Origin of the sequence: Rhodococcus sp. B50 (assembly GCF_013602415.1) — a bacterium.
Taxonomy (GTDB): Bacteria; Actinomycetota; Actinomycetes; order Mycobacteriales; family Mycobacteriaceae; genus Rhodococcus.
This window is the reverse complement of sequence record NZ_WPAG02000003.1, coordinates 55,691-69,064: the sequence shown is the minus strand read 5'-3', so window position 1 is coordinate 69,064 and position 13,374 is coordinate 55,691. Positions and strand designations below refer to the sequence as shown.

Annotated in this window: 10 protein-coding genes; 2 read left to right on the top strand and 8 right to left on the bottom strand. The window is 65.0% G+C overall.

All coding sequences use genetic code 11. The features are described 5' to 3' along the window. The first annotated feature begins 443 nt into the window (after window positions 1-443). Window positions 444-1,808, top strand: coding sequence for a cytochrome P450 (locus GON09_RS24795; protein WP_213935205.1), 1,365 nt, complete (start codon window positions 444-446; stop codon window positions 1,806-1,808). 83 nt (window positions 1,809-1,891) lie between these two features. Continuing rightward, window positions 1,892-2,890: a GAF domain-containing protein gene (locus tag GON09_RS24790; RefSeq protein ID WP_213934692.1), complete on the top strand. Its 999-nt coding sequence runs from the start codon at window positions 1,892-1,894 to the stop codon at window positions 2,888-2,890. Window positions 2,891-3,147: 257 nt separating this feature from the next. On the opposite strand, the gene GON09_RS24785 is transcribed toward GON09_RS24790, so the two are convergent. The 8 genes from GON09_RS24785 to GON09_RS24750 all read right to left on the bottom strand — a co-directional run bounded on the left by GON09_RS24785 (window position 3,148) and on the right by GON09_RS24750 (window position 12,847). Further along, on the bottom strand, window positions 3,148-3,612 hold the full coding sequence (locus GON09_RS24785; RefSeq protein WP_244867006.1) for a hypothetical protein: 465 nt from the start codon (window positions 3,610-3,612) through the stop codon (window positions 3,148-3,150). Window positions 3,613-3,757: 145 nt separating this feature from the next. Then, window positions 3,758-4,114 (bottom strand): hypothetical protein, encoded by a 357-nt coding sequence (locus tag GON09_RS28460; RefSeq protein ID WP_307854534.1) that lies wholly within the window; start codon window positions 4,112-4,114, stop codon window positions 3,758-3,760. Window positions 4,115-4,416: 302 nt separating this feature from the next. Next, complete coding sequence (locus GON09_RS24775) at window positions 4,417-6,018, bottom strand: peptidoglycan DD-metalloendopeptidase family protein (RefSeq protein WP_213934689.1); 1,602 nt, start codon at window positions 6,016-6,018, stop codon at window positions 4,417-4,419. Further along, entirely contained in the window at window positions 6,015-6,851 is an 837-nt protein-coding gene (locus GON09_RS24770) for a hypothetical protein (RefSeq protein WP_213934688.1), read from the bottom strand. The genes GON09_RS24775 and GON09_RS24770 overlap by 4 nt, the downstream gene beginning before the upstream one ends. Then, a complete protein-coding gene (locus tag GON09_RS24765) occupies window positions 6,851-8,920 on the bottom strand; it encodes a hypothetical protein (RefSeq protein WP_213934687.1) in 2,070 nt (689 codons plus the stop codon). The genes GON09_RS24770 and GON09_RS24765 overlap by 1 nt, the downstream gene beginning before the upstream one ends. A 98-nt stretch (window positions 8,921-9,018) precedes the next feature. After that, complete coding sequence (locus GON09_RS24760) at window positions 9,019-12,096, bottom strand: ATP-binding protein (RefSeq protein ID WP_213934686.1); 3,078 nt, start codon at window positions 12,094-12,096, stop codon at window positions 9,019-9,021. 2 nt (window positions 12,097-12,098) lie between these two features. Continuing rightward, window positions 12,099-12,491, bottom strand: coding sequence for a hypothetical protein (locus tag GON09_RS24755; RefSeq protein WP_213934685.1), 393 nt, complete (start codon window positions 12,489-12,491; stop codon window positions 12,099-12,101). Window positions 12,492-12,538: 47 nt separating this feature from the next. Then, window positions 12,539-12,847 carry a hypothetical protein gene (locus GON09_RS24750; RefSeq protein WP_213934684.1) on the bottom strand — a complete coding sequence of 103 codons (309 nt, stop codon included), beginning with the start codon at window positions 12,845-12,847 and terminating at the stop codon, window positions 12,539-12,541. Window positions 12,848-13,374 lie beyond the last annotated feature (527 nt).

Here is a 13,374-nt window from a genome sequence, read left to right as displayed (position 1 = left end):
GTGCTCTTCCCATGCGGAGTCCGGATGCGCTGACCCCAATGCCAGCACCGCAACGGTGGAACGGCCGAAGGTGTCTGAGGGGTCGGTAGATTGCTCGTATGGCTGATTTGGTAGACGCTGGTGAATAGTCGCTGTGCGCAGTGGGATTCGTAGTGATTCAGCGACGGGATGAAGTCGTATCCACCTTTCGGCTCCAGGCGGGTCCCGCGTTCGATCACGGCGCGATTCCCAAGAATGGATCTGGGCTCAGCAATATGACATGTCCTGTTTGCGTCGTCAAAGCTGATCTGGCGCGTCGCGGGCCGTGAGGCGTGGCCTCAAGTGGGGGTTCGGCGGAGGAGGTAGCGGTACGGCACACTCGGGCCATGACTTCTGTGGGGAGTGCGTGTTCCGGAGAAACCACGCCGAACGTTCCGGGGAAGGGCAAGGAGGCGGAACAACGGATGCCTCGGCCGTCGTGGCGGCTGCCATTGCTTGGCGATGTGTTGCGCCTCGACCCTCAGCGACCAGTGCAGCGGGAAGCGCAGTTCGTGCAAGAGTTGGGCGACATCTTCGAGATCAGCATCCTCGGCCGCAAGGTCGTCGTGGTGGGAGGTGGCGACGCAGCCGCAGAGGTCTTTGACGAAACCCGGTTCGCCAAGGCGGTCGTCCCTCCAGTAAGCAATCTGCGAGAACTAGCAGGTGACGGACTTTTCACCGCATTCAACAGCGAGCCGGCCTGGGCACAGGCGCACAATGTGCTGATGCCGGCTTTCAGTCAGGCATCGATGCGCAGCTATCACGAGGCGATGGTCGAATGCATCGACCAACTATGTTCCTACTGGGTCGATACGGCCAGTGGCGAGCCTACAGACATATCTTCTGACATGAACCGGCTGACCCTGGAGGTTATCGGCCGCACAGGGTTTGGCTACAGCTTCAACTCGTTCGCCCCCGGCCGTCATCCGTTCGTCGAATCGATGAGTCGCGCGATGGCGTACGTCTCCCAAACTGCGAATGATGTTCCGGTCTTCCGGGAGATCTTCGGATGGAAGGCTATGCGCCAAAATCCGAAAGACATCGCGCTGATGCAGTCAACTGTCGATCAGGTGATCGCTGCCCGCCGCGGTGGTGAGACACCACGGCAAGATGATCTGTTGCAACGGATGCTCGAGAACCCGGACCCCCAGACGGGGGAAATGATGTCGAATCAGAGCATCCGCAACCAGGTCCTGACCTTCTTGATCGCCGGTCACGAGACCACCGCCGGATTGTTGTCGTTCGCTTTGCACTACCTGTCACTCAACCCTGAGATTGTCAAACAGGCCCGGGAAGAAATCGACGAGGTGCTCGGAACGGACGGCGCGCCGGTGCGCTTTGAACAGGTCGCCAAGCTGCGATACGTACGGCGCATCGTCGATGAGACGCTGCGACTGTGGCCATCCGGCCCAGCCTTCTTCCGCAAAGCTCGTCGAGAAACCACCCTGGCCGGCTATCCGATCCGCAAGAGCGAAACCGTCTTGGTGGTCCTACTCGCCCTGCACCGCGACAAGAAACTGTGGGGCGACGACGTAGAACGGTTTGATCCAGATCGGTTCTTGCCCGCAGCCGTACGAGCTCGCCCGGCCCACGCATACAAGCCATTCGGTGTCGGGGCGCGTGCGTGCATCGGTCGTCAATTCGCGCTGCACGAAGCGGTTCTCGCGCTGGCCCGCATCCTTACACGCTTCGATATCGCACCCGTCCCGGGGTACGAGCTGAAAGTGGAGGAGCTTCTGACGATCCGCCCCCAGGATCTGCGCCTGGTCATGCAACCCCGCAAGCGATGACATGCGGCGCCCAATCGCTCAAGAATGTAGGCCCGTTACACTGACCGCTTGATCGATACGCAATCGTAATAAGTGAGGTCTGCATGGGCGGGTGGCACCTGATCGAGACGTTGACCGAGGGCGTCGCGACACTGGTGGCTTCGGAAGACGAGACGAAGAATCTGCTCTCCACCAGACGAAGCATCTCGCCTGCGGCGGACATCCTCGTCGAGCCGATCATCGAGCACGTACGGAAGACACGGGAACCGTTCGAACGTGTTCTGCACTCGAAGCGCTTGAACCGAGCGTGGCGGTTCTACGCCTGGCCCATCATCGGCCCCTTCGGCGACGTGCACGGCATCCACATGTGGGTCGGAGATCCGAAAGAAAAGATGACGCCGCGACGACTGACGTCAGGGGTGTTCTGGTCGACCACTGATTGGCTGATCTACCAGACCTGGGAGTCCGCGGCCATGTCGGGAACGTTGCTCGAAGACTGGGTGCCTACCGCACTGTCCTCGGATTACATCAATCGGGCGATTCATATGGAGAAGGAGCAGGAGTTCCTGGAGATCACCCTGGCACCCAAGCGGGGGACGGTGCTCAGCACCTGGTTCTCAGTCCGTCACGATCACGGCCATGCCATGCAGTGGCAGGTAATCCTGCGACCTACCGCGGACGGGAAGGGCGTGCGTGTTCTCTACCACGACTTCTCTGACGCCTATCCGCCATCCATGCCCACGCTCGCCGAGCTCGGACTCACCGAAGGACTCGACGGTTCAAAGGTGCACGTCGCACTCTTCGAAGCCCACCGAGGTTCGATCGTGTTATGGATCGGCCGTGCCCCGGAGTGGCTCGAATGGCAGTACGCGCACCTGACCGGACCTGTCGTGCACCCGGACGATCTACCTGCCTTGCAGGCCAGCGCCCAGCGAATCAGCCGTGGAGAAGCCCCATCTACTGTGGATCTGGTGCAGTTGCACGGCGGCCAGGACGAGTGGGTGAAGTCCTCGGTAACTATGCGCCCATTCCAACTCAAGGATCGTCCTGCTCATGCGGAGCTGACGCTCATCCAGGTCACTCCGGTAGATAACCCTTACTGATCCCTGAACGGCGCCGTCTTCGAGCATTCGCGCGACCCACGCCGGGCACGGCAGCGCAGGACGGTTATACACAGTCACCGTTCTTGTGGGCTTGAGGCACCGGGATACCGCAGAATTGCGCTAGGGACCTCGTCGGTGCTCAGCCCTTCCTGCTGAGAATGAGCACAATCTCGTTCTTTGAAAAGAACGCTGCCTGTCGAACTCGGATAGGCCGGTAGGGAACACACTGTGAACACCTGGACCGTACGTGTCCAGAGCTACCGTTCGACGCGCAACTCCGTATACGCAGCCTCGGCGATGGGCTGGGCCTTCGCGTACTCCGACGCGGCGGTCTCACCGTTCGTGTAAAAGCGCTTGTCCTCGACATACTCGCGTGTATCGGCCCGCTGCACCGCCAGCGCGTACGCCACCGGATCCCCCATATCGACGTCCATATCAGCAGCGTTGTCCATGAACGTGTATGTCGCGGCGCGCACTGCATCCGTGGAATCGGCACCGATGTTGTACGCGAACCGCCACCCGTAGATGTCGGCGATCGCGGTGGCCGGGGCCGGCAAGGATAACCCGGACCTCCAACTGGTCTCGGCCTGAGCGGCGAGAAGAGCTGCGACCGCCTGCTCCGGTGTACCTCCGCGTTCCTCCACCGCCTCGATGATCGCCACAGCGTTCCGTTGATGGATCTTGAAGAGGATGTCGGTGCTGTCCTCGCCGAAAACCGACACGGCCGCCGGTGTCGCGGTCGTACTTGGGGCAGTGGTCGGCGCAGGGGAGGTCGGCTCGTCGCTCCCGCACGAAACCAGGCCGACTGCAAGAGCTGTGGTGATCAGGGTGACGGAAAGATTTTTGGGCTTCACAGGTCCTCCGGGGTCAGTAACGGATCTCGTCTATGAGCCAACGGTCGCCTTCTCGAACGAGCGTGACCCACACCGTGGTGCCGGGCTCGACGGTATCGGTGCCGCTGCCGGACACCGCTGTCTGTTCGATGGTGGCTACGCGATGGATGATGGTGTCGGTGTCTCCGGGGCAGCCGGAGCATTCGATGCTGACATCGGCGATGACCTTCGCTTGCTGCTCGGACCATTGAGCCCACTGCGCCCCAGGACCGCGTTCGGTGCGGGCGTCGACGATCATGCGTTGGGCAAGGGCGTCGGTCAGCCAGTCGCGTGCACGTCCGTAGGCGTCGTTCTGGGTGCTGTCGGTGGCTGGGTACCAGGTGAACACCACGGTCAGGCCCTTCTTCGCCGCGTCCTCGGCTGCCTGAGCTGCCGGGGACGGGGTCGGGGCCTGCGCAGCCGCGGGAGGAGAGTCCGCTGTTGTGGCGGGTGTAGCCGATGTCGGGGAGATAGATAGCTCCGCGGCGGCGGGTGCCGGTCCCGCGACTTCTCGCTGGGGCGACAGACACGAATGCGTGCCCCAACTGACGGCCAGGACGGTTAGCACCCCCGCGACAAGCTTTCCTGCCTTCAAAGGGGCCCCCTCCGATATACGTGAAAATGCTTGATGCCAGCACGAATAACATGTCTCCCTTACATCACCCGGCGGGCTTTCATTTCTGCTTGGAGCGGTGCTTCCTCGACCACGGCGCCGGTCGTCGGGGCATGGATCATCCGGCGGTTACCGGAGTAGATTCCCACGTGACCGGGCCCGTTCGGTCCCCAGTTGCTGAAGACAAGATCACCGGGTTGTGCCTGCGCGATCGGGATTTCGACTCCGACGCTCCACTGTTGCTCGGACGTGCGAGGAAGCGTGACCGTGCCGGCGCTGGCCGCGTGGACCGCGAACGACGTCAGACCGGAGCAGTCGAACCCTCCGCCGGACGGGCCTGCGATGCCTCCGCCACCCCAGACGTACGGGGTGCCAAGGTATTCGCGCGCGGCCGCAACGACTTGGCTGTTGTCACTCAAGGCCTTGGGCGTGAACCGACCCCGCGAGTTCGGGTTGGTGAAGGCCGCGCGGGCTGCCGTGATCTTGGCGACGTAGTTCTGTGTTTCGGCGTAGGGCGGGATACCGCGATGCAGCAACACCGCCCCGGGACCGGCGTTGTAGGCCGCGAGCGTCAACTCGATCGGATCCCCCGAAATCCCAGCAACATCTTGATGGAGCGCGCACATGAAGTGCGCCTGCGACATCACCGCATCGCCGATCGAATTCGGGTCCGCTGTTCCGTCGCCGTCGTAGTCCTTACCCCAGGTGACCCAGGTGCCAGGCATGAACTGCGCCGGTCCGATCGCGCCAGAAGGTGACACGGGGGCGTTCGGACCGTAGCGGAAGTTGTTCTCCTGCTGGAGCTGCGCGGCCAGTAGCGGCGAGTCGATCTCGGGGCATACCCCGCCCGCGCGGCGCAGCCACAGCTCGAACTCGGCCGGTACGGTCCCGAAGGCCAGATTGCCGCCGCCGGCCACGCCGAATCCCGAACAGTCGGCAGTCGAGCGGGAGGTGGCGACGAGCTGGACGTTGCTGTCCTGATCACCGTGATTGTTGTTGTCGTGAGAGTCTTCGACGGACGGCGGTGCTCCGCCGTTCTGCCGGGCGATCTCGGGTAGCACGGTCACCGGGTCGATCGGGGTGCCGCCCTGCAGTCTGCCGCCCTGCCAATATTCGAAGTGCAGGTGTGGGCCGGTGCTGCTTCCGGCGTTGCCGATGTCGGCGATGTGATCACCAGCGGCGACGTGCTGGCCAGGTGTGACGTGGATTCCGGCGATGAACATGTGTCCGTAGACGGTGCTGACGGGCGAGCCGTCGACGTTCGAGTCGATGATCACCCAGTTCTCGAATCCGACGCCCGGTCCTTCCCCACTGGATCCTGCGGCGACCACGATTCCGTCGAGCGCGGCAAGTATCGGTGTGCCGACAGGTCCTGCCAGATCGTCCCCGTGGTGGTGCGTCCCCCAGCGTGGGCCGAACCCGGATGTGTGGGTGGTGGTTCCGGGGTGGACCGGTAGCTGTATCGGGCCGGAGACACGCGATTGCAGATCCGATGTCCCGTCAGAGTTGTTGTCGCGGGTGGGGACGGTCCGGCACGGATCGTGGGGAATCACCGGAGTTCCTGTCGTACAGGCGGATATGCCGACTGTGATGACAGCTGCGCCACTGAGCAGCAGCGCCTTGCCGGCGCCGTGGATGGTCACAGCTGCCCCGGGATCGGGGTGTCGAGGTCGGGAATCGGAATCGGGCCCGGTACCGGTACCGGGGCGGGGTCGACACTGGGGCTCGGTATGGGGTCCTGCTCCGGTTGGTGGGGGTCGAACGCCGGTTGAGGGGTGGGCGCCTGGGTCGGCGTCGGTATCGGTCGGGGTGTCGTGGGCTCCGCCGAGGTTCGAGGGGCTGCAGGTGTGGTGGTCCGCGGTGCGAGATCCTCCATGTCGGACAGGTCGAGGGTCGGCAGGGGAGTGTCGACCACCCACCGCTGCGTCCCGCCGGACAGCTCCTCGACCACGACAGAGACCGTCATCTCTCCGGCCTGGGTTGGCACGAGAACCCGTGCGCTCTGTGTCCCTGCGGAGCCGGCGACGGAAGTGCTTACTGTGGGTCCGGTGATGACCACCGGAGTGCGCGGCCGTGCCGCTACCATGGCCGGTCCGGGCTCGGAGACGGTGTAGTGGCCAAGCGTGGTGGTCCACTGCGTATCCGAGAGTGTGGTGTCGACGAAGGTGTGGGCGTAGGCCATCGCAGTGGCCGGTGCACTGGCTGTAGCTTGGGCCGCCGTCCTGGCGACCACCTGAGACTCGCTCACCTCGTAGAGCTCGTAGCTGATCGCGTCCACCGTCGCCGCAGCCGCAGTCTCGGTCGCAGCGGCCGCCGTCTCTTCTGCTGGCTGCGGTTGCGGATCTTCCCCGACCAGCATGCCAACGAGCGACAACACTGCGACGACACCGACTACCGATACCGTCAGGTTCGTGCGTGAGTAGAGCACCCAGCGGCGGACAGGGGCAAGGACGGGGTTGGGTCCGGACCGAGACATCAGAGATACCTGTCCCGCGGGAGAGGACCGTCTGGGGTGGGCGCATTCCAGACCCGCGGTCGGGAAGGCGTGGTCCCGGTCGAACGCTCACCGCGGAGGGCGGCATACCGTGACTCACGAGTGCCGATGCTGGTGGCGTGTGCGGACTCGCGGTGACGGGTCGGGGTGTAGACCTTCATCGGTGCGATGGCCGAGCGATCCCCACCATCCCAGCGCTGACCGACACTGGCGGTCAGAAGTTCTTTGCGGGCCTGCCGCTCCCGGCGTCGGTCCTCGGCCTCGTTTTTGTCCAACCGTTTCCATGCGGCCGCACCGGAGGTCACGGCCCGCTCGGTGTCCTTGTCGCCCAGCGGTTTCTCGCCCCGGTCCAGATTACGGCCGGCATTGGCTGCGATACCGGCGATGCGTGTGTCACGGTCGGCTATACGGTCGCCGCGGCCCAGGTGCTCGGTTCTGTTCGTGCGTGCCTCTGCTCGCGCCTGGGCCAGTGCCTGTTGTCGGCGGTTGTTGAGTCCGCGGCCTTCAGGCCGGAAGCCGGTGGACTTCGTCTCGACCTCGTCGTTGTCCCTGGGGTTCCTTCGCGTCAGGCGTTCGCCGGTCTTGGCTGCGATCGCTGCGCCCGGGCCGCCGATGGCGGCACCTGCCGCGGCGAATGCCTTGGCTTTGAGGGAGCGCTTTGCTTCGCGGGTTCTGCGGTTGACCATGCTCGAGCTGTTCTGCGTGAACGTCTGGCCTACCCGTTTGAATGGGCGCATGATCGCCCAGCACACAACGGTGAGCAGCACCATGAACCACAATCGCCAGGACCCGTCGACCTGTCCGTCGGCATCGACGTAGAGCTGCACGAGCGCCATCAGGTACAGCGCGACGATGACTGCACCGGCCACGCCCCACACATAGGCGGTGGCGAGCATGCGCAGGATGCGGCCCAGCCAACCACCGGCGATCATCGCGAACGGCACCCACAGTGGCGCGAACAGGATGGCGAAGCGGATCGCGAGCAGTGCGGTGATCTTCAGGATCGAGGCGCCGATCCACAGCATCGATGGCATCGCCAGTTTGACCATGCCGATGAAACCGGTCGAGGTGCGGCCGGAGTCTTTGCCCTGAAACTGGTAGTAGGACAACTGATGGTCGGATTCCAGCGACGCGACGATCTCGCGGAACGTGTCGGCCTTCTGGGCGGCGAGTTCGGCCTGGGCGTCCGGGTCGTTCTTGACGCGCTCCTGCTCTTCGTACGAAAACGCCAGCGAATCACGCAACTTCGGACCGAGCCCGGCGGTGTCCGCATCGTCGTAATTGGTGCCGAACCAACCCGTGCGCCAATCGGGAAGGAAAACTTGGTCGATCAGCACGTTGCGCGGGTCGGTCGGTCCACCGGTAAGTGTGCCGCCGCCCGGGCCGTCCCCGAACTGGACCGAGAAAATCTGATCCTGAGTATCGGTGATCAGCGAGCCGAACGTGTCGTCGGCGACCTGAACCGCCTTTTGTGGTGCACCGACCATCAGCGCCCCGAGCATCAGCCCGGCCGCTGCGATTGCCGAGGTTCGGGTAACGCCGGCGGTGTCTGCCTTCAGCGACTTCCACAGCACGATCACAGCGACGACAGTCAGTGCGATCCCCAGCCACTGTCCGTAGACCCCGCGCATGCCGTCGCTGATCGAGTAGACGATCCGGTCGAACTGTTCGAGTGCCGAGTCGACCCCGGCATCAAGCGCGTCGCGTCCGGTCTTGGTTTGGTCGTCGAGCCAGAACGCCGCGGCCGCCAGTGACTTCCCGATCGTCAGGAAGGTGTTGCCCAGCGTGGTGTCGTTGACCGCGTCGGGAGCGCGCACCAGATCCTCACCGCAGCCGAGGTCGTAGGTGTGCCATTTCAGTCCGGCCCAACCGTAGCTTTCATAACCCGTGCCACCCCCACCTTCGATCGGCGGCCGGTTGGCGCTGGACGAGTCGAAGGTCGTCTCGACGGTCTCATTGGGGAACTCCGGGGCCGGTACGTCCTTGCAGTCGAAGCCGCTGGCTGTGGCCACCCCGGTGCCGGCCCCAATCAGGACGACCGCAGCGAACATCAGTACGACCAGAACACGGACCACCAGCCCCACAGGCTGCCCGACGTAGCGGACTGAGAGTGACAGTGCCGGGAGAATCCGGCGTGCTCGTTGCGCGCTCATGCAGGAGTGTCCATCGCGGCGCGGGTCGCGCGGGAATCGAGCGCGGCGAATACGTGTGCCAGGTGGACGAAGTGGGTCCAGTCCGAGCGGACCAGTTCGATGTCGTCAGCCATCTTCACGATGAACCGGCGTGCCTGGTCGAGGTGCTCGGTGTCGGTGTCCTCATCGAGGGTGTCTTCTCCGCCACCACCGAGATCGGCCAACAACGCTTCGTAGCCTTCCCCGGCAGGAAGGTTCAGTAGTTTGAGGGCGCCGTCGATGGCATGGGTGTTGCCACCGAGATCGCCGATGATGACCTCGTAGGTCAGTGCGGACTTGTCGTCGCTGCCGTCGACGCCGAGATAGTCGTCGGGCAGCTGCGAGCACACCAACGCGCGAACCTTGTACTTGCGCGAGTCGCGGGCGATGCGCAGGTTCAGGGTGCGGCCGGCACCGGTTTGTTCGAGGTACTTGTTCTCGTCGAGAAACAGCACCTTGCGCTCAAAGCGGGGCAGTTCGTAGACGAGCCGGTTCGCAAGCCACGCGGCCATGTGCATGAGCGGGCCGGCCATGCGTTGCTGCGGGGTCCACTGCGACGGGTCGGTGCCGGTGGGTGGGAGCTGCAAGCCGGGCATCGTCAACACCGTCAGTCGAGTGTTGTTGTCGACGATGTCCTCCGGCTCACCGGTGGTGCCCGCTTCGGGGAAGAGCACGCGGGCCTCGGCGAGATCAGCCATCATCGACAACTCCTGATGCACGCTGCGCGCACAGGTACGCAGATCAAGGTTCTCGTCGTCGCGACCGAGCGCGGCGATCGCGTCGAGGACTTCGCGCAGGTTGTGGTGCCGTCCGCCGCCGACGGTGTTCGCCGCGGTCTGCAGGACGGTTTCGGTCCACTCGTGCTCGAGCCGGGCGGGGGAGAGCATCATCTTCAGCACCGACACCGCCACCGAGATCCGCTCGGCCTGCGCGGCCCGCAGGTCGGCTTCGTACTGCGACTGGGCTGCGGTGACGGGATCGGCATCGTCGGCGTAGTCCGGATTGGCCGGGACGTAGTCGGGATCGTCGCGGCGCGGATCGACGATCACCCGATAAGGGTTGAGCGAGCCAGGCCGCGAGGTGCGCCCCGTCAACGCCTGAACTTCGGCGATACCCCGGAACTCGGGGAGCTGCGCGAGTTTCTTGAGCGGTCCGGACGGGTCGAGCACCACCCCGTAGGCACCGGCACGCACCGCCTGGTAGACGAGCATCCCGGCCAGGAACGTCTTGCCCGAGCCAGGCACCGCCACGATCGGGGTCAAGCCGGACTTGTGCTTCTTCTCGTGCGCGGCAAACAGATCCCACACCGCCGGTCGCGGTGCGATCGAGGCGGTCTCGCCGATCACCACGCCGGTGCGGTCCCCGATCCGGTCGCCGACCGCGGCCATCCCGGCGGAGACGGTTTCGACACTCATGCGCCGACAGTGCGCGATATTGGCCAACGGTTCGCCAGGGATGAACTCGCGCAGCAACTGGTACTGACCATGCTCGTGTTCGAGGCGGATGCGCGGGGCGTACATCTCCTGAAGCATCGAGACCTTCTGCTTCGCCTCGTCCGGGGACGAGCCGACGACGAGCACCCGGTACCAGCCCTCGGTACGCACCGACAGCCCCGAGTGGTCGTCCTCGATGTCGGAGATCACCCGCTGCGCGAGCGCGTGCTGTTCGGCGAGTTCCTGCGGCGGCACCTGGTCGTGTTCGACGGTGTAGTGGTCGAACTGCGCCTCGATGCGCGCGGTGAGCCGGCGCAGACTGCGGATGGTCTGGCTCGTGGTCTTCAACCGGATGCGTTCGGACCATTCGAGCGGTTCACCGGAGGAGTCGCCGATGACCTGCCAGGGCAGCATCCGCTCCGGGATCGGCAACGGCGCCATGCGCCCGACCGTCAAGATGATCGCGTAGCCGGTGTAGTCCCAGCCACCGACCTTCCCGCGCACGGTCGTGTACCCGTCACCGGGGGTCAATTCGAGGTCGGTGAGGTCCTCGAGCGCAGCAACATCGGACTGCGCCCAGTCACCGCCGCCGGAGATCACGCCCTCGGCATCGAGCGGCAACCCCAATGAGGCCGAGCGCAGCAGCAGATAGTCCATCTGCGCGGCGGTGGCGGGATTGGCACGCACCCCCTGTCCCGAGAGGATGCGTTCGATCGTGGCGAGATGCTCGGCGAGCGCCTTCTGCTCGCCCAAGAACGCCGTGCGCGCCCACGCGCGGACCAGTTTTGCGACGCGGCCGAGCAGCGGCACCTCGACGGCGGGCAGCAACCAGTCGGAGACGGTGTCGAGCCCGCTGGCCAGTGTCGAGCGCGGGGGTAGTTCGATGCCCCAGTAGCGGCCTTTGAGGGTGGGGCTGCCCCACAGCATGGCGTGCTGCTGACCGCGCAGATAGTCCGACCACGACAACGCGCCCGGCACATCCGCGATCGGTTCGGCCCACCCGTCGTGAGCTTGCGCCCACTGGCGTACCGGCCACGGGGTGCGCACCAGCCGGCGGTGCACTCCGATGACGCCGGCTTCGGCGAGGTTCGCCAACACCAGCGCTTCATTCTGGATGTAGCGACGTTGCCGGCCCACCGGGCGCATGTTCCACGGCCCCGGAGGCTGGACGAACCACGCTGTGGACTGGGTACGGGTGCGCGTGATGTTTCCTTCGACCCCGATCAGTTGCAGCCGCACTACTTTGCGCGTGCGAGCGGCGCGCTTGGCGGCGGCCTTGGTTTGCCGGGTGAACTCCGCGTCGGTGTCGGCGGACGTGCCGCGCTTGGTGCGTCCGCGCCTGCGCTGTGCGGGCGGTGCGTCTGCACTCGCTGCGGTGGGGGAAGCGGTCACCGCATCAGGGGCGGTGATGCTGCTGTCGGGCACCTGGGACCACGCCAGCTCCGCGGCCTGCGTCGCGTCCGCATTCGGATCCGGAACCGAGGGTGGGGAGGCGGTGCGGTGTGCTGCCATCGCCGCCGCCCACGACGGGGGTAACGCACCCGGCGGCACCACGGTCGGTTCGGGGTCGTCGAAGTTCGGGTCGAACAACGCGGCAATGTCGTTGTCGGGCTGAACAGCCATCGTCAGCAGTTCCCTTCGCTCGACGCTGCGGCGTGCGTACCGCGCGAGGCACGCATGGCAGCGGGAATGGCGAGGACGACGGTCTGTCCTGCCTTGGGTGGGCGCGGTGCGATCAGGTCGTTCCACGCAGCTCGGATCACCGACCGGACCGAACGGTCGGCGTTGACGTACTTCGTCACCCGCACGGTGATCACAACACCGATCCCGACGATCACCACCAGAGACTGGAAGCCGAGCGGCACCTGCACGACCGCGCGGGCGATGACGAACACCGTCGCGGTGATGAGCGCGCCGAGTCCGACTGCGGCATATCGGAGGCGGAACGGCAGCGTGAAGCCGGTCGGGCCGAGATAGTGCCGGTCCACGCGGTGCAGCATGTCGTCGTTGTCGATCACGATCGGTACCCCTTTTTCGGTCGTCGGCCGATGCTTGCGTGCGGTGGTCAGACCTGGATGCCGACCAGACCGAGGAGCCAATTGCCGATGCCGGTTGCCGCGGTGGTGTTCGTCGCGATGCCCAGATACGCCATGCCCACCAGCGACAGGCCGCCGACGGTGACGACCTTCGAAAGGTTGCCGCGCAGCCCACCCATCAGGACCACGCACGCGATCAACACGAGGATGGTGAAGACGATGTTGTCTTCGATCCAAGCGCGGACCCCGGTCGTGTTGACCTCGGTGGTCTGGGCGAGCACGTCACCACGCGGGATGGTCGTGATCGCCAGTTCGGCAAGACTTGGCGCGAGAGACATGAGCACTCCAGTGATGGTTCGGTCGGTACGCCCGAAAGGCGACGGCCGAGAACGTAAAACGAGCACGCGATCTCGCCCAAACAGGTGAACGCACACAACGGACACATCCGGCGAGGTCGACGGGGAAGAACGAGCGCGAGAAACACCTCCACGATCGAGACCGGACAGCCATGCCGAGCTCACGTGGCGGGAAGTGCGGAGCAGCGATGTTCACGCGCGCCGTCACTGCACATGGAGCGAGGCGATCGTCGATGCGCTCTCGATGCCTGAACAGCGACCCGAGCGATAGGGCCGGCCGGGGCGGTGGACGAACATGCCTCAACGCCAGGTGTGTGCCCTGTGCGAGAGAGGTTCGCAGGGCCGTGATCGGGCTGGGGGAAACAGGGGTGATCGTGGGGGAGTGGGGGAGTGGGGGAGTGCGCATCATGGCACTCGACAGAGCGCGTGAGATGGGCGGTGGATTCGAGCGGTGAATCCCAGTGCTGCGCAGAGCGCTCGCGACGCCCACCCCTGACGGGGTCACTCCC